The organism is Mycobacterium intracellulare ATCC 13950, assembly GCF_000277125.1.
Lineage (GTDB): Bacteria > Actinomycetota > Actinomycetes > Mycobacteriales > Mycobacteriaceae > Mycobacterium > Mycobacterium intracellulare.
Genome location: NC_016946.1, coordinates 5,338,457 through 5,354,187 on the forward strand (window position 1 = coordinate 5,338,457; position 15,731 = coordinate 5,354,187).

The 15,731-nt window shown below is 67.7% G+C and carries 15 protein-coding genes; 7 read left to right on the forward strand and 8 right to left on the reverse strand.

Going from position 1 to position 15,731, the window contains the following annotated elements; translation table 11 throughout:
• Positions 1-2: 2 nt before the first annotated feature.
• A complete protein-coding gene (locus tag OCU_RS49690; RefSeq protein ID WP_009953152.1) occupies positions 3-1,352 on the reverse strand; it encodes an amidohydrolase family protein in 1,350 nt (449 codons plus the stop codon).
• A 291-nt stretch (positions 1,353-1,643) separates the two neighbouring features.
• On the opposite strand from OCU_RS49690, the gene OCU_RS49695 reads away from it, so the two are divergent.
• Positions 1,644-2,621 carry a LacI family DNA-binding transcriptional regulator gene (locus OCU_RS49695; RefSeq protein WP_020188386.1) on the forward strand — a complete coding sequence of 326 codons (978 nt, stop codon included), beginning with the start codon at positions 1,644-1,646 and terminating at the stop codon, positions 2,619-2,621.
• A 3-nt stretch (positions 2,622-2,624) separates the two neighbouring features.
• On the opposite strand, the gene OCU_RS49700 is transcribed toward OCU_RS49695, so the two are convergent.
• The 3 genes from OCU_RS49700 to OCU_RS49710 are packed head-to-tail and all read right to left on the reverse strand — an operon-like array spanning position 2,625 to position 6,487.
• Positions 2,625-3,038, reverse strand: a complete 414-nt coding sequence (locus tag OCU_RS49700; RefSeq protein ID WP_009953149.1) for a Zn-ribbon domain-containing OB-fold protein — start codon at positions 3,036-3,038, stop codon at positions 2,625-2,627.
• 6 nt (positions 3,039-3,044) lie between these two features.
• Positions 3,045-4,253, reverse strand: coding sequence for a thiolase family protein (locus tag OCU_RS49705; RefSeq protein ID WP_009953148.1), 1,209 nt, complete (start codon positions 4,251-4,253; stop codon positions 3,045-3,047).
• 8 nt (positions 4,254-4,261) lie between these two features.
• Complete coding sequence (locus OCU_RS49710) at positions 4,262-6,487, reverse strand: acyl-CoA dehydrogenase (RefSeq protein ID WP_014381531.1); 2,226 nt, start codon at positions 6,485-6,487, stop codon at positions 4,262-4,264.
• A 157-nt stretch (positions 6,488-6,644) separates the two neighbouring features.
• Here OCU_RS49710 and OCU_RS49715 point away from each other — a divergent pair, with 157 nt between their 5' ends.
• On the forward strand, positions 6,645-7,241 hold the full coding sequence (locus OCU_RS49715) for a TetR/AcrR family transcriptional regulator (RefSeq protein WP_009953146.1): 597 nt from the start codon (positions 6,645-6,647) through the stop codon (positions 7,239-7,241).
• Here OCU_RS49715 and OCU_RS49720 read toward each other — a convergent pair.
• Positions 7,228-7,866, reverse strand: a complete 639-nt coding sequence (locus OCU_RS49720; protein ID WP_020188385.1) for a TetR family transcriptional regulator — start codon at positions 7,864-7,866, stop codon at positions 7,228-7,230. The two genes, OCU_RS49715 and OCU_RS49720, sit on opposite strands and share 14 nt — an antisense overlap.
• A 62-nt stretch (positions 7,867-7,928) precedes the next feature.
• Between OCU_RS49720 and OCU_RS49725 the strand changes: the two genes are divergently transcribed.
• The 3 genes from OCU_RS49725 to OCU_RS49735 all read left to right on the forward strand — a co-directional run bounded on the left by OCU_RS49725 (position 7,929) and on the right by OCU_RS49735 (position 11,356).
• Entirely contained in the window at positions 7,929-9,023 is a 1,095-nt protein-coding gene (locus tag OCU_RS49725) for a DUF1214 domain-containing protein (protein WP_014381533.1), read from the forward strand.
• Positions 9,023-10,195 carry a sulfotransferase family protein gene (locus OCU_RS49730; RefSeq protein ID WP_026071102.1) on the forward strand — a complete coding sequence of 391 codons (1,173 nt, stop codon included), beginning with the start codon at positions 9,023-9,025 and terminating at the stop codon, positions 10,193-10,195. The genes OCU_RS49725 and OCU_RS49730 overlap by 1 nt, the downstream gene beginning before the upstream one ends.
• 81 nt (positions 10,196-10,276) lie before the next feature.
• A complete protein-coding gene (locus tag OCU_RS49735; protein ID WP_026071101.1) occupies positions 10,277-11,356 on the forward strand; it encodes a DUF190 domain-containing protein in 1,080 nt (359 codons plus the stop codon).
• 27 nt (positions 11,357-11,383) lie between these two features.
• Here OCU_RS49735 and OCU_RS49740 read toward each other — a convergent pair whose 3' ends face one another.
• Positions 11,384-12,277 carry a fructose bisphosphate aldolase gene (locus OCU_RS49740; protein WP_009953137.1) on the reverse strand — a complete coding sequence of 298 codons (894 nt, stop codon included), beginning with the start codon at positions 12,275-12,277 and terminating at the stop codon, positions 11,384-11,386.
• Between the two features lie 350 nt (positions 12,278-12,627).
• On the opposite strand from OCU_RS49740, the gene OCU_RS49745 reads away from it, so the two are divergent.
• Both OCU_RS49745 and OCU_RS49750 read left to right on the forward strand, forming a co-directional pair.
• Complete coding sequence (locus OCU_RS49745) at positions 12,628-13,005, forward strand: STAS domain-containing protein (protein ID WP_009953136.1); 378 nt, start codon at positions 12,628-12,630, stop codon at positions 13,003-13,005.
• 60 nt (positions 13,006-13,065) lie between these two features.
• Positions 13,066-13,509 (forward strand): ATP-binding protein, encoded by a 444-nt coding sequence (locus OCU_RS49750; protein ID WP_009953135.1) that lies wholly within the window; start codon positions 13,066-13,068, stop codon positions 13,507-13,509.
• Positions 13,510-13,513: 4 nt separating this feature from the next.
• On the opposite strand, the gene OCU_RS49755 is transcribed toward OCU_RS49750, so the two are convergent.
• Positions 13,514-14,593, reverse strand: coding sequence for a phosphotransferase family protein (locus OCU_RS49755; RefSeq protein WP_009953133.1), 1,080 nt, complete (start codon positions 14,591-14,593; stop codon positions 13,514-13,516).
• Entirely contained in the window at positions 14,590-15,726 is a 1,137-nt protein-coding gene (locus OCU_RS49760) for a DUF7064 domain-containing protein (RefSeq protein ID WP_029384299.1), read from the reverse strand. Before OCU_RS49760 ends, OCU_RS49755 begins: the two co-directional genes overlap by 4 nt.
• Between the last annotated feature and the right edge of the window lie 5 nt (positions 15,727-15,731).

Below are 15,731 nucleotides of genomic sequence, written 5' to 3' on the forward strand. Positions count from 1 at the left end.
GTTCAGTTACCCAGGGTGGTGGCGCGTCCGGCGATGCCGGCCGCCTCGGCCGTCACGGGCGCGGCCGCTCCGGCCTGCAGGGCGAACTGCGTCATCCGGGTCCACGCGTCCCGGTCGCGCTGGCTGGCTCGGCGGCCGACGTGGGTGACGACGTCGACATCGGTGGCCTGCGCGCGCAGCCGGCCGGCCCTCGCCTGTTCCTTCGGGATGTGTTGGAAGGGGTCGAATGAGTACGCGGCCATGGCGTTTTCGTGGGTGATCTTGTCGATGACCCGGTCGTCGAGGTGGCCCATGGTGGCGATGATGTCCTCCGGCGCGAACGGCCAGTTGCTGTCGGAGTGCGGGAAGTCGGACTCCCAGCACAGCATGTCCTCGTTGAACCACTCCATGTTGTGGACGCCGACCTTGTCACTGATGAAGCAGGTGTAGAAATGCCGCTTGAACACATCGGTGGGACCACTGTAGCCGGGCGGGAACGTCGCCAGCGTCCACCCCGAGTGACGGTTGTACACATGCTCGGCGCGCCAGAGGAAGTACGGTATCCAGCCGACGTCGCCCTCGGTGAGCGAGAACTTCAATTGCGGGAAGTCCGCCCAGAACTCCGCCCAGATCAGTTCGGTGAAGGTGAACATGCTCATCATCGACGACGCCGTCATCTGCACGCTGGGCGGCGCGTCGGTCGACACCTGCGGGGAGCGGGAGGCAGAGCCGACGTGCGTGCACAGCACCGTCTTGTTCTCGCACGCGGCCTCGAACAGCGGATACCAGTACTTGGTGTGAATGCTGGGCATCTGCAACGCTTCCGGATTCTCCGAGAACGTCACCGCGTGACAACCCTTGTCGGCCAGGCGTTTGACTTCCTTGGCGGCCTCGGCCACATCGAACAGCGGCAGGATGCCGCACGGGATGAACCGGCCCGGGTACGCCCCGCACCATTCGTCGACGTGCCAGTCGTTGTAGGCCTTGATCATCACCAGGTTGACCTCGCGGTCGGGGCCCTGGTTGAGGACCTGGCCGGAGAATCCGGTGAAGTTCGGAAAGTTCAACCCCGCCAGCTGCCCGCCGGCGTTCATGTCGCGGACCCGCTCATCGACGTTGAAGCAGCCCGGCCGCATCTCGTCGTAGCGCGAGGCGTCGATGTTGTACATCTCGCGGGGCTTGCCGGCCACGGCGTTCAGGCCCATGTTTCGGCCGCGGACCTCGCCGTAGTACCACTGCTGGACGCCGTCGGGTTCGAGGACCACCCGCGGGGCGCGGTCCTTGTACTTGGCGGGAACGTGGGCGTCGAACATGTCGGCCGGCTCGGCGATGTGATCATCCACGCTGATCAGGATCAGATCGTCCTTGTTCATGCCGCGCTCCTCGGTCAATTTATAGTGACTAGTAGATAATGGCGCCGATCACAGTGTCAACGACGCGCGGTGCGTTGGACACAGCGCGCCGCCCTTGTGTCTTCCGCTGCATCGCAACGAGACAAGGCGCTGGCGGGCTTCGCGTCCTGTTCCCGGCGGCTCGGGCACGACGTTCCCGGCACATGTGGACTAATAGTCCACGTGATGCGGCTCCACCACACGACATCCTGCGGTGCCGGTGGGTCTCGCATGCCACCATGGGGCATGACCGGGCCCGGAAGGTGACGGAAGTTGAGCAGCAATAAGGCGGCGCGTCCGACCACCGCGGACGTGGCCCGGTTGGCCAGCGTGTCGACCGCCACGGTCAGCTACGTGCTGAACAACGCGCAGGGCCGGCGGATCTCCCCCGAAACCCGCGACGCCGTCTACCGCGCCGCCAAACTCCTCGGTTATCGGCCCAACCTCGCCGCCCGCAACCTCGCGCGCGGCAAAAGCGGTGTGGTGCTCTACGTGGTGCCGCACGTGGCCGTGGGCGAGATGCCGATGCAGGCGGGCAGCCGCATGACCACGGCGCTGGCCCGCCAGGGTCTGCTTCAGGTCCAGGTTTTCGAGACCGACGACGATCATCATGTCGTCGATGCGATCGAGAACCTGGACCCGGTCGCGATCACCAGCCTGTTCCCGCTGAGCGCGGCCGCCCGCGAGGCGGTGGCCAAGGCCGGCATCCCGCACATCGAGATCGGGACGCTGCCCGCACTCAACAACCCGCATCTTTCGGTCGGCGAGATGCGAGTCGAGCACCTCGTCGAGCGCGGCCATCGGCGAATCGCCTTCGCGTACACCGGGGTTGACCGCTGGAGGCCGCTGGGCGACTACTGGTTCGAAGGCGTGTCGCGGGCCGCTCGGGCGCGCGACCTGCCACCCGTGCGAGTCGACCAGGTCACCCTGGACAACGCCGCCGACGTGGTCAGCGGATGGGTGGGCGACGGGGTCACCGCCGTCTGCGCCCAAAGCGACGAGATCGCCTGCCTCGTCCTCTACGGCATCCATCGGGCGCGGCTGCGCTGTCCGAGCGACCTCGCGGTGATGGGCGTCGACGCGAGTCCCATGGGCATGGTCAGCACCCCACCGCTGACCACCGTGCAGTTCGACCCCTGCGCGGTCGCCGACGCCGCCCTCGCCGCCGTCTTCGAGCGGCTGGGGCAACCCGCCCCGCCCTCCCCCGAGCTGACGGACATCGCCCACCTGGTGGTGCGGGCGTCGACGTGAGCGTCAGTCGGCTGGCTCGTAACGCAGGAGCGTGACGTCGTGTTCCGGGTAGTCGCAGAACACCGGCTTCACCCGCATCCCCACCCGCAGGCGGGCCGGGTCGACATTGACCATTTCGGTGGAAAACCTTGGGCCCTCGTCCCATTCGACGATGGCGAGTAGCTGGGGCACGGCATCGGCGAAGTGCGGGCTGACCGGCCGGTGGGCCACGGTGTAGGAGTACAGCGTGCCCATCCCGGAGATCTCGCGCCATTCCAGGTCGTCGGCCAGGGTGCGCGGCGCGCGCACCCGCGGATAGAACACATACGCCTGCAGTGACGGCGAATACTGGATGACGATGCGGTGCTGCGCGAGCGCGTCCCAAAACGGCGCGCTGGTAGGGGTTTTGACGGGCATCGGCCGCTCGAAGGTGGTCATCGGTGATCAGTCTCCCTCGAGGATGAGCGTGGTCTGCTCGGACAGGATCCCGCCGTTGCCGGACACGAAGGCGCGGTGGCAGTCGGCGACCTGCGCCGCCCCGGCGCGGCCCATGATCTGGCGGGTGGCGTCGCAGACGTGGTGCATGCCGCCGGCCAGACCCGCCTGGCCGAAGCCTAATTGGCCGCCGGCGGTGTTGAGCGGGAAGTCGCCGCGGAACGTGAGGTCGTGGCCGGCGACGAACTCCATCCCCTTGCCCTTCTCGCAGAATCCGGCGTCTTCGAGGGAGAGCAGCACGGTGATGGTGTAGCAGTCGTAGATCGAAACCATGTCCATCTCCTCCCGGGTCAGGTCCGTCATGGCGAAGGCCGTGTCGGCGGCGGCGGCGATCGGGGTCTGCAGCAGGTCCTGGGCGTAGGTCGGCGTCTTGAACGGCACGTGCTCGCCAAATCCCTTGACCCACACCGGCCGATTGCGGGAGCGCCTGGCGACGTCGGCGTTCGCGACCACGACGGCGGCGCCCCCCACACACGGCATCACGATCTCCAGCATGTGCAGCGGGTCGGCGATGACCGGGCTGGCCAGGACGTCATCGACGGTCAGTGGCTTGTCCTTCCAGATCGCGCCCTCGGTGTGATTGGCGTTGGTGCGCTGGTCGACGACGATCTTGGCCATCGCCCTCTCGTCGTAGCCGTAGATCGCCGCGTAGCGTTGGGCGACCTGGCCATACGGTCCGTTCTGGCCGAGATTTCCGTAGGGGATCTCGAATTCGGCCTGGGGAGAGCCGTATTGGTTGCTCGACGACCCGAAATACAATGCGTCGCCGAGCGATCTGGGTTTCTTGGGCGACATCGGGGTGATGTACCGGGCGGGCAGCGCGCACAAGACGGCGTCGCAGATGCCGAGTTCGACGGCTGCGGCGGCCCGCCACACCATGGCCGCGGCGCTGGCGCCACCCAGGTCCACGTGTTCGGCGAACCTCGCCCCCACTCCGAGGTATTCGGCGATGGTGGAGGGGACGAAGATCTCCGACTCGGCCAGGTGTGACGCCACGATGCCGTCGACAACCTCGAAGGGCAGTCCCGCATCGGCGAGCGCGGCGGCGCCGAGTTCGGCCCATTGCTCGATGGCGAAGGGGGCGGGCGACGCCTTGGTCATTCGTTCGGGTGGCAGTTCGACGTACCCGACGATCGCGGCCTCGCCACGTAAACCCATGAGCTGTCCTACTTTCGGGGTAGTCCGAGGATCATCTGCGCGATGATGTTGAGCTGGATCTCCCTGGTTCCCCCGCCGATCAGCTCGGCCGGCAGATGCAGATAGGGCTCCACGACCGCGGTGTCGGGGTCGTCGACCATCGCGACCTGCCCGGTGAGCTGCAGCGTGGCCTGGAAGGTGCGCCGCAGCAGCACATTCATCGCGACCTTGGCGATGCTGGACGCCGGGCCGGACGCCTGACCGTCGAGCAGCCGAATGGTTTCGCGCACCCCGAGTGCCCTGATCGCGTTGGTGTAGGCGTCGAGCTCGCCGAGCTCACGCAACGCGTCGTCACGGTCCCGTCCGGGTTGAGCGGCGAGCCGGCGCAGCGCGACGGCCCGGTCGAACTTGACGTATCCGCTGATGGCCGAACGCTCTTCGGCCATCGTCGCGATCGCCAGGCTCCAACCATCGGTGGGGCCACCCAGCAGCATCTCGTCGGGAATGAACACGTCGTTGAGGAACACCTCGTTGAAATGCGCCTGCCCGGTCGCCGTCTTGATCGGCTGGATCTCCACCCCGGGGGAACGCATATCGAGGATGAAATAGCCGATGCCGCGGTGCTTGCTGGCTTCGGGGTCGGTGCGCGCAAGGAGCGCACCCAGGTCGGCGTATTGGGCCAACGACGTCCAGATCTTGTGGCCGTTGATCCGCCAGCCGCCATCGACCTTGGTCGCGCGGGTGGTCAGCGACGCGAGGTCGGAGCCGGCTCCCGGTTCGCTGAACAGCTGACACCACAGGATGTCGCCGCGTTGGGTCGCCGGGATCAGCCGCTCCTGCAAGTCTTTTGGCGCGGCGGCCAACACCGAGGGCAGGATCCATTCGGCGATGTTCAGCGAGGGCCGAACCAGGCCGGGTCGCTTGGCGAACTCCTCGTCGATGATGAGCTGTTTCAACGGATCCGCATCGACGCCCCACGGCGCCGGCCAGTGCGGCGCCATGAGGCCGGCGTCGGCGATCAGCGTGCGTTGCGGCCCGGTGGCGAGGTGCTCATAGTCGCCGTGCGGCGCGGGTTTGTCGTTGCGCAACTGCAGGGCCGCATCGAGCGTCTCGGCCACCCAGGAACGGAATTCGGGCTCGGCGTCGCCGAGGTTCACCGACATGTCGCGCGTCTGGGTGCAGGTGAGCTCCCCCAGCCGCCGCGCCCAGCGGTTCGCCGGGCCGATGGATCCCGCCAGGCTGATGGCCCGCCGCCAGTACAGGTGCACGTCGTGCTCCCAGGTGAAACCGATGGCGCCGAGCATCGTCAACGCGTCGAGCACCAGGTCCGGGGCGGGCGAGATCGCGATCACGGCCGCCCCGGCGGCGGCCATCCTGTGCTGATCGAGTGATTCGTCGACGGCGCGCACCGCGTCCCAGGCCGCCGCGGTGGCCAATTCGCTGTTGACCAACAGCATTGCCGCGCTGTGTTGCAACGCCTGGAACGTGCCGATCACCTTGCCGAATTGTTCGCGGCTGCGCAGGTGGGCGGTGACGGCCTGCAGGCACCACTGGACGATGCCGGCCGTCGTAGCGGCGACGAGACCCAACAGCACACAGCGCGCGCGTTCCGCGTCGATCCCGGTGAGTGCCTCGTCGTCTGTCGCCGTGTAGTCGTCCAGACGCATGATCCCGGCATCGGCGACGAGGTCGGTGCCGCGGACGGGTTCGACTGTCACCGCGCGCTTTTGGGTGTCGACCGGCACCCAGACGACGTCGCCTTCCCGGGTCGGCGCGCCGACCAGGATGATCCGCGCCGCGCACACGCCGGGTGTTATCTCCGACGCCCCGTTGAGAGACCACCGCCCGTCCACGGCCCGGGCGTGCAGATCCCCGTCGCCCGGAAGCACGACGGCAGCGGTGACGCCGGCCGCGAGGTCACGCACCAGTGATTGCGCGCTCGGTGTCGGATCGGCCAGCAAGGCGACCGCACCCGCGGCCACCGTCGGCAGCAGCGGGCCGGGCAACAGCGACTTGCCCGCCGCCTCCAGCACGCACGCGGCGTCGATCAGCCGTCCGCCCTGGCCGCCGAGGTCCTCCGGCAGGTGCACTGCATGAAACCCGTTGCCGACCAGCGCATCCCACCATCCGGGTGGGCGGCCTGCCGAGAGCTCGTCGAAGCTGCCGCGTGTCGTGGCGATGGGGGCATTGCGGGCAGCGAACTGCCCGACGGCGTCGCAGAGCTCCTGTTGTTCCGGGCTCAGCCCCAGGGTCATGCGGGCGGCCGCATAGTGACTGACGATGGCCGCACTGATTGCTACCCTTTCGGCTCCGGATGCGAGTCTGACAAGACGGACCGTCTCGTCTTGTGGCAGACTACCGGGGGTAGTCAGGATATGTAAAGCGGGCCAGCGCCGCAGTGAGGACCACCAGATGCCAAGCGATCTCACCGAGGTGGGCACGCCGGCGAACACGCCCCGGCGTCGCAGCGAGAAGTCCCGCACGGCGATCGTCACGGCGACGCGCGAACTGCTCCTCGAGCGCGGGTTCGACGGCCTGTCCATCGAGGCCGTCGCCGCCCGGGCCGGCGTGGGCAAGCAGACCATCTACCGGTGGTGGCCCACCCGTCCCGCGCTGGTCGCCGACGTCATGCTGGAAGACGCCGACACGCTGCTGGCGTCGGTCAACCACAGCGGCGATCTGGCTGCCGATCTGGTGAGGTGGGTCGGCAAGCTGTTCGCCAGCCTGACGACACCGCGCGGTTCGGCCATGCTGCGCACCCTGACCGTCGCCTGCATGGAACACGAGGACACCGCCGTCAAGTTGCGCGCGGGATTCAGTGCGCCGCTGCACGATAGCGTGCGGGCCCGGTTGCTCGCCGACGGCATCGACGAGGCGGTCGCCGAATCGGCCGCGGACGCCATCGTCGGCGGCGTGGTGTATCCGATCCTGTCCGGCGCGCAGCCCTACTCCCGACGGCGGGCGGAACGGACCACCCGGCTCATCGTGGACGCACTCACCCGGGGCTGACCGCCGCCGCGCGGTCGACCGAGATTGCGGCCAGCCCCCGGCTCACCCGGTCGGGCAACGAGCCGCCGTGGCTCAGCCAGTCGTCGAGGGCGATGCGCACCGCCGCCATCGCCAGCGCGCCGATCAGGCGCGGCCGCGGATCGTGCTCGGCCGGCCCGGCCATCCGCGGCGCGACGAGCTCGGCGATCGCCACCTCATAGCGCACATAGACGTGCAGCGTCCACGCATCCAGCGTCTCGGATGACCTTGTCAGTGTGGCTAATTCGCGGACCTGGTTCTCGATCTCGGCGAAGTCGCGGGCGAGTTCGCCGAACGCGCCGATGACCGCCTCCATCGCGCCGAGCTCCGGAGGCTGGGCCGCGAGGGCGGCGGTGATCCGGTCGAGCCAGTGGCCATTCATGCCCTCGGCCACGGCGTCTTCCTTGGAGTTGAAGTACCGGAAGAAGGTCGCGCGGCCGATGTCGGCGGCGTCGGCGATGAGGTCCACGGTCGCCCCCGCCAGACCGCGACTGGCGACCAGGCGGGCGGCGGCGGTGGCGATGCGCTGACGCATGGCCGCTCGCTTCCGTTCGGCCAGCGACGTCACGGCCTCCGAAGCCGGCACCGAGGCGGACGTTGCAGACATGCCCCCACCCTGTTCTCCCAAATCGCCACCAAGAGCCTAAGACATAGTCTTAGCATGAGACGATGTCTCAGACTGGTGTTCCGTCCGTCCAGGCCGCCCCGAAGGCCCGCGCCGCGCTGGAGTTCTTCCAGCAGATGCTCACCGACGTCAGCAAGATCGTGGCCGAGGACGCCGAGTCCGAACGCGAACTCGCCGAAGGGTTGCGGGTGGTGGCGCGGGTGTCCTCGCTGTGCGCGCAAATGTCGGTCGAGGCCGACCCGGAACGGCCGTCGTTCTTCGATATGTGTTCGGACAACCGGATGGTGGGCGGCCCCAACCCCGACGGCAACTACTACCTGGCCATGATCCGCGGGGATCGCCGCTACCGGATCACCGGCTCCCGCGGCACCAGCGCCTACCTCGGCTTTCAGATCCTGGCCGGCACCGGGCTGACCCCGCGGCGGATGGCGGGCTACGTCAGCGACACCGACCTGAAGCTGGACTCGGGCGACTTCACGCTCGTCCTGTCCGCCGACGAACCGCCCGACCTGGCCGGCGCGCAGTGGGTGAAGATCCCGGCCGACGCGTCGTCGGTGGTCGTGCGGGAGTACATCGGTGACCGGACCGCCGAGAAACTCGCCGCGCTGCGCATCGAAGCGCTGGACCCGGGCCCGCTGACGGCGCTGACCGACGACGAACTCGCCGATCAGTTCACCGCGATGGCGTGGTCCCTGATGAAGCTCACGACCCTGCACCGCACCATCAAGCCCGAACTCCTGGAAGCCCCGAACACCTTGCTGACGGCCCAGGCCGCCGATCTGGGCGCGGCCGACACCACGCCCGACAACCTCTACATGATGGGAACCTTCCGGCTCGAGCCCGGCCAGGCCCTCGTACTCGACATCGCACCACCCGACACGCGGTACTGGAACGTCACCCTGGAAAGCATCTGGCACGAATGCCTGGAGCCGCGCCGCCGGCACAGTTCGGTGACCAACCGCGGTGTGCGACCCGGCGCCGACGGCCGCGTGCGAATCGCGGTCTCCGACGAGGATTTTGGGCTCGGTCATTGGCTCGACACCGGCGGCCGGCAGCGCGGGTTCATCGTCCTGCGCTGGCTGGACAACCCGAGCCCACCCGACGTGACGGTGTCGGTGCACCAGGGACGGCAGCGGTGATGACGCTGCAGGACCGGTTCGCCCCCGAACGGCTGATCGCCGCCGCCTGCGAGGAAGTCGGCAGCGACGACTTCGGCGCCGAGGGCTGGCGTCCCGGGCTGCACCGCGTCACCGACGGGTTGATCAACGATGCGCGGCTATCGGATATCGGCGTCGAGATCGCTCACCTCGACCTCATGCGCGCCCTGAAGAACCGGCTCGGCGTAATCGCTTGGCGCAAGCAACATCCCGAGGTCGCCGAGCAGAAGATCACCGCGCCGATATTCATCGTCGGCCAGCCACGCACCGGCACCACGATCCTCTACGACCTGCTCGCCCAGGATCCCGAGCTGCGCGCCCCACTGACCTGGGAGGTCGACGAGCCCTGCCCCGTCCCGCAGCCCGAGACCTATCACGACGATCCGCGTATCGCCCAGATTCAGGCCAGCATCGACATGTCCGAACAGATCATGCCGGGCTTCTTGGCTTTTCATCCGATGGGCGCTCTGGTCGGGCAGGAATGCGTGCGCATCACCGCGGCCGAGTTCGTCAGCATGATCTTCTCGGTGCAGTATCGGCTGCCGGGCTATTACCGCTGGCTGCTGTATGAAGCCGACCACGCGGGGGCGTATCGCTTCCATCGAATCTTCCTGCAGCACTTGCAGTCCGGTGTGCCCGGCCAGTGGTTGCTGAAGTCGCCCGCGCACCTGTGGCAGCTGGACGCGTTGCTGGCCGAATACCCGGACGCGCTGATCGTGCAGACACACCGCGATCCGGTCAACGTCATCTCGTCGATCGCCGCGCTCACCCATCACCTGCGCCGGATGTGCAGCGACGAATCCGGCATCACCGAGTGTGCGGCCCAGTCCTACGAGGAGATCGTCGTCGGCCTGGACCGGGAGATGGCGTTGCGCGACAGCGGCGCCGTGCCCGCGGGGCGCGTCATCGACGTGCGGTTCGCCGATTTCATGACCGACCCGTGGACCACGATCAAAGACATCTACCGGCGGCTGGACCGCGAGCTGCGGCCCGACACCGAGCAGAAGATGCGCGAGTTCCTCGCCTCCCATCCCTCCGACGGTGGGCACGGCCGTTACACCTGGTCGGACACGGGGCTCGATGCCGGTGAGGTCCGCGAGCGGGTGACCGCGTATCAGGACCGCTACGGGGTACCGGCCGAACCGCTGCGGTGAGGCGTCCGGACGGCATCGAACGCGCCTGCGGCGCATAGCCTCTCCGAGCGGTAGGCTCGCCGCAAGGCGATGGGAGCGGCGGTGGATGAAGATTGTCTGAAGCTCACCACCTATCTGGCGGAGCGCCGGCGGTCCGGCGGCGGCTTTGTCTCCGATGTGCTGCTCGGCCTTTATGAGCGGCACCGCATCGCTGCCGGCGTGGCGCTGCGCGGCATCAGCGGCTTCGGCACGATGCGCCATTTTCGTACTGATCAGTCGTTGACGCTGTCCGAAGATCCGCCCGTCGTGATCGTCGCGGTCGACACCAGAACGAAGATCGAGGCACTGCTCGACCCCGTGCTGACGATCAAACAACGCGGCCTGGTCACCCTGGAGCGTGCGCGGCTCCTGCACGAGGACATCGGATCCCCGCAGCTGCCCGAGGACCTGCACGACGCCGTCAAATTGACGATCTACGTCGGCCGCAAGCAACGCGTCAACGGGACGCCGGCCTACATCGCGCTCTGCGACTTGATGCACCGGCGCGGGCTAGCCGGCGCCACGGTGCTGTTGGGCGTGGACGGTGTCGCGCACGGAGAACGCCAGCGCGCCAACTTCTTTGGCCGCAACGCTGACGTTCCGATGATGATCGTCGTCGTCGGCTCCGGCGAGCGCATCGCCCGCGTGTTGCCCGAACTCGCCGGGCTGCTGCGCACGCCGTTGTTCACCCTCGAACGGGTCCGAGTCTGCAAGCGCGACGGACAGTTTTTGGAAAGACCGCACGCCCTGCCCGGAACGGACGAGCACGGCTTGCCACTGTGGCAGAAGCTGACGATCTTTACCTCCGAGTCGGCGCAGCGCGGCGGCGCGCCGATTCACCGCGCGATCGTCCAGCGGCTGCGCCAGGCCGGGACCGCGGACGGCGCCACCGTCCTGCGTGGCGTGTGGGGGTTTCACGGCGATCACCCGCCCCACGGCGACAAGCTGCTCTCGCTGACTCGCCGGGTACCCGTGGTGACCATCGTGATCGACACCCCGGCCAACGTCGCCGAATCCTTCGCTGTCATCGACGAATTGACGAGCGAGGAGGGACTGGTCACCAGTGAAATGGTGCCCGCGTTGGTGTCCGACGAAGGCGACAGCGGGCAGGGGCCGCCGCGCATGGCCCGGCACCGCTATTAGCGGCGATCGCGAGCGCGGCGCAACAGGTCAGCCGGCGACCGAGGCGTCGTAGATCGACTGGATCGCCTTGTCCAGCGTGGTGTTGAACTGCTCGTCGGTCTGGTCGACCGAAAGCCCCTCGGTGAGCGCGCGGCTGAAGCTGGCGATCAGGCCGGTGTTCTTGGCGAGCAGCTCGTTGGCCTCCTCGCGCGAGTAGCCGCCGGAGAGGGCCACCACCCGCATGACCTTCGGGTGTTCGATCAGCGGACGGTAGTAGTTGGCCTCGGTGGGCAGGCTCAGCTTGAGCATCACGCGCTGCCCGTCGGGCACGCTGTCGAGCTGCTTGGTGATCTCGTCGCGCAGGATGCGCTCGGCCTCGGCCTTGTCCGAGATCGAGATGGTGACCTCGGGCTCGATGATCGGCACCAGGCCGTGCGCGAGCACCTGACGGGCGACCTCGAACTGCTGGGCGACCACGGCGGCGATGCCCTCGGCGTTGGCCCCGCCGATCACCGACCGCTCCTTGGTGCCGAACACGCCCTTGCCCACGGCCCGCTCCAGCAGCTCGTCAAGCCCCGGCATGGGCTTCATCAGCTGGACGTCGTTCGACGCGTCCGCCAGCCCCTTGTCGATCTTGAGGATCGGCACCACACCCTTGGTCTCCCAGAGGTAGGTGGTCGACGGCTTGCCCTCGATCTCCCGGTCCATGGTCTGTTCGAACAGGATCGCCGCCAGCACCCGGTCACCGGTGAACGACGGGGCGGTGATGATCCGCGAACGCATCTCGTGGATGAGGTCGAACATCTCCTTGTCGGAGGAGTACGCGCTGTCCTCGATGCCGTACAGGCGCAGCGCCTTCGGCGTCGAGCCGCCGCTCTGGTCGAGCGCAGCGATGAATCCCTTGCCCGACGTCATCCGGTCCGCTTGCTGCTGGTTCGACATTGAACTCTTCACTCCCTCGTAATGGGCGCACCCGGCCGGGGAGGCCACGCACGCTCAAGCCTGAATCGTGCCGATCATATTCGGCCAGCCCCGACCGCAAGAGACAGGCCGTCGCGGGACCGCCGGGCGGCGGGAATCGTGCAGCATTTTGAGGCGGGATTGGTGCGTGTCCTACCATTGACCAAACACTTGTAGCTGTATCTGCACTGAGCGGCGCAGATCGACCGGGGTGGATCCCCCGCGTAGGCAAGCGTGTTCCCCGAGGGGTTGAATCAGCAGCCCCCGGATATGGCAGTGGCTGTACCAGAGCTAGCGGTGTCCCGCACGGGACCGAATGTGAGTGATAGACCATGGGCGAACAATCCGGCGATGTCGTCGACCCAACCGCTTTTGAAGTGGGCAAACACCAGGTAGATCAGGCGGTCGTGCTGACCGTCTCGGGTGAAGTGGACATGCTGAGCTCGCCGCAGCTGGCCGACGCCATCCAGACCGCGTTGGCCACCAAGCCCGCGGCGCTGATCGTCGACCTGTCGAAGGTCGGTTTCTTGGCCTCGGCCGGGATGACCGTGCTGGTGACCGCGCAGGCCGAGGTCGAACCGCCGACGAAGTTCGCGGTCGTCGCCAACGGCTCGGCCACGAGCAGGCCGATCAAGCTGATGGGGATCGACAGCGTGCTCGCGCTGTACAGCAGCCTGGACGGCGCGCTGAGCGGTATCGCCGGGGAATGAGCCTCGACGCGAGTGCGAACACACCTGGGGGCGATGGGTCGGTTCGATCGGCCACATAACGTGTCGAACCTCGATGACCGCACTCTTTTCGTCCGAACGGGCGTGGCGGCCGACGCACGCAGCGCCGCCCGGACCCGCGTCGAGTTCGGCGCCTGGTTGAACCGGTATTTCTCACCGTGCGCCGATCGCTTCAGCGACCTGCTCCTCGCGGTGAACGAAGCGATCGCCAATGCCGCGGAGTTCGCGTACGTCGGCGCGACGCAGCGCGGGACCATGGATGTGCGGGCGGCCTACGACGCCGGCTCCGACACCCTCGCCGTGACCGTCGACGACCGCGGCCGTTGGCGGCAGCAGGTGCCGGCACAGCGCAACGCGCAGATGCGTGGCCGCGGCATCCCGTTGATGGAGGCGCTCGCCGACGAGGCGGCCATCGAGTGCACACCGCGGGGCACCCGCGTCACCTTGATCTGGACCGGCCTGACCCGGTCGGCCTGCACCGCCTGAACGCCTATCCGGCCAGCACCTGCGCGATGCGGTCTTCGCGAGGCAGCACCGGCCCGTCGTCGAGGGGTTCGTCGATTCCGAGGTCGGTGAGCCCGGCTTTGGTCAGCAGCGAGGTGCCGTAGGCGGCGAGCACGAGTTTTTGATCGTCGCTGTGGCCGTCCTCGACGAGCATCGCGCCGATGAGGCAGATGACGGCCATCTTGTAGGCGTTGAACGCCCGGTACCAGGGCCGGTTGGCAACGCTGATCCCGCTGGCCGATTCGTAATGCGCCAGCAGGGCATCGATGGACAGGGCCGCGGGGTGGCTGTTGACCCCGACCGGCTGCATCCACAGCATCTCCAGCCAGCCGATGTCGGTAAGCGGGTCACCGACGGTCGTCATCTCCCAATCGAAGACGGCACTCACCTCGCCGGCGGTGAAGGCGAAGTTTCCCGGCTTCGCGTCGCCGTGCACCAGCGAAACCGTGGGGCACGGGTCCGGCTTGCCGGCGAGCAGGGCCCCATGAAGGCGCTCCAGGGCGGGCAGGCGGTCGCGCTTGACCCGGTTCATCTCCGCGGCCCAGTGGCCCAGTTCGCGCTCCAGGTGGTCGGCGCCGTCGTCCAGGGTGGCCAGCCCGGTCCGGGTGAGGTCGACCGTATGGATGGCGGCAAGTTGTTCGACCAGGCTCTGGCACATCCGAACCACCGTGTGGTCGGCCGCACCGGTGGGTGGCTCCATTTCGTACACGTCGCCGGCGACGTGTTCCATCACGAAGAACGGCCGGCCGAGGACCTCGCCGGTCGGTTCGAGCCACAGCGCCGCCGGGACGCGGACCGGCGTGCCGGCCAGGGCGCGCAGGATGGCGAACTGGCGCGCGAGGTCGTAGGGCTCCAGCAGAGCGGGTGGTCTGGGCCGCAGCCGCAACACCACGTCGCGGCGGTCGTGGCGGCCGGCGCGCCGGGTGACGACGCTGAGCGTCATCATCTCCGCCGAGTGCCCGAAGCTCACCCGGTCGATGCCCTCGAGGCGGACGTCGTCGGCGTCGGGCACCTGGGTGCGCACCCAGTCGGTCAACCGCCGTTCCCGATCGGCGTCCAGGGTCATCGCCGCACCCCGTCGCTGTCCTCCTGCAAGCGATCGACCGGGGTCTTGTCCTGGGTGAAGGCGGACATGTCCATCGCGGTCCAGTTGGGGTAGCGGGCATAGCCCTGCCCGCCCATCAGCAATTCGAAGATGCCCCAACCGGTCTCGCCGCCCCGCTCGAATCGCATCAGCTGGTCGAGCGCCATCGATTTGCTCTCGGTCTCGGACAGCTGGTCGGGATCGCTGCTGTCCCAGGCGAAATGAATGAAGTAGGCGCCCCCACCCAAGTCTTCGTATTGGCAGTGTGCCATCGGCAGGCCGTAGTAGGCGTTGACCTGCTGGTGGGGTGCCTCGGCGATCACGCGGTGGGCCTGGCCGTCTTCATCGGTGAACACGAGTATCGCGCGGGCGGGTCGCTTGCGGTCGCCGTCGAATTCGACATAGTGCTCGATCTTGACGAATCGTTTCGACAGCCTCCCATCCGCGTAGGTGATGCCGCCGTCGACGTAATTGACTGTGCCGTCGGAGGATTCGATGATCCACGCTTCGATCGCGTGGTCGTCGAACCCGGCGTCGAGCCACAACCAGAAGTCGATCTTGTCCGAGACCCGCACGCCGAAGGTGCGGTCGCGGCCGCCGTGGAAGCCGTCGACGCTGACGCGTTCCCCATCGATCGTCACCCAGCCGCTCCATCGCCCGGGTTCTTTCATGTGGTACATGTCGGCGAGCAACTCGCCGTTTTTGCCACGCACCTTCATGGGCAACAGCTCCCACATCGGCGCGGTGGGTTCGTAGTAGAGCTCCCACTCGATCCCGGAGTTGTTGGGCTCGACGTCCAGCCGCCACTTCTTCAGCGGCTCGACGCAGGTCCAGCGCATCGGTCCGGCGCTCAGGTCGCCGCGGTCGTCGCCGGTGACGGGCCGCCCGGACAGCAGGTCCCAGTGCCGGCCGTCGGCGAGGCTCACCTTTACGTAGCCCAGCCCGGTGCCGGTGTTCGGGTTGTTGCCGTAGCCGCTGGCCAGCAGCAAGGTGCCGTCCGGCGACGCGGCGAAGAAATAGCAGCGATCCGACCACGTCGGATCGGCGTTGTGCACCCGGTCGAACGTGCTCGGGAGCTGGTGGGTGAACGACTCGTCGGCGGCGGAATACGCCATCATTC

Coding starts and splice junctions, on each gene's coding strand:
- OCU_RS49690 (WP_009953152.1), bottom strand. CDS start 1,352: ATGAACAAGGACGATCTGATCCTGATCAGCGTGGATGATCACATCGCC.
- OCU_RS49700 (WP_009953149.1), bottom strand. CDS start 3,038: ATGACCACCTTCGAGCGGCCGATGCCCGTCAAAACCCCTACCAGCGCG.
- OCU_RS49705 (WP_009953148.1), bottom strand. CDS start 4,253: ATGGGTTTACGTGGCGAGGCCGCGATCGTCGGGTACGTCGAACTGCCA.
- OCU_RS49710 (WP_014381531.1), bottom strand. CDS start 6,487: ATGACCCTGGGGCTGAGCCCGGAACAACAGGAGCTCTGCGACGCCGTC.
- OCU_RS49715 (WP_009953146.1), top strand. CDS start 6,645: ATGCCAAGCGATCTCACCGAGGTGGGCACGCCGGCGAACACGCCCCGG.
- OCU_RS49720 (WP_020188385.1), bottom strand. CDS start 7,866: ATGTCTGCAACGTCCGCCTCGGTGCCGGCTTCGGAGGCCGTGACGTCG.
- OCU_RS49725 (WP_014381533.1), top strand. CDS start 7,929: ATGTCTCAGACTGGTGTTCCGTCCGTCCAGGCCGCCCCGAAGGCCCGC.
- OCU_RS49730 (WP_026071102.1), top strand. CDS start 9,023: ATGACGCTGCAGGACCGGTTCGCCCCCGAACGGCTGATCGCCGCCGCC.
- OCU_RS49740 (WP_009953137.1), bottom strand. CDS start 12,277: ATGTCGAACCAGCAGCAAGCGGACCGGATGACGTCGGGCAAGGGATTC.
- OCU_RS49745 (WP_009953136.1), top strand. CDS start 12,628: ATGGGCGAACAATCCGGCGATGTCGTCGACCCAACCGCTTTTGAAGTG.
- OCU_RS49755 (WP_009953133.1), bottom strand. CDS start 14,593: ATGACCCTGGACGCCGATCGGGAACGGCGGTTGACCGACTGGGTGCGC.
- OCU_RS49760 (WP_029384299.1), bottom strand. CDS start 15,726: ATGGCGTATTCCGCCGCCGACGAGTCGTTCACCCACCAGCTCCCGAGC.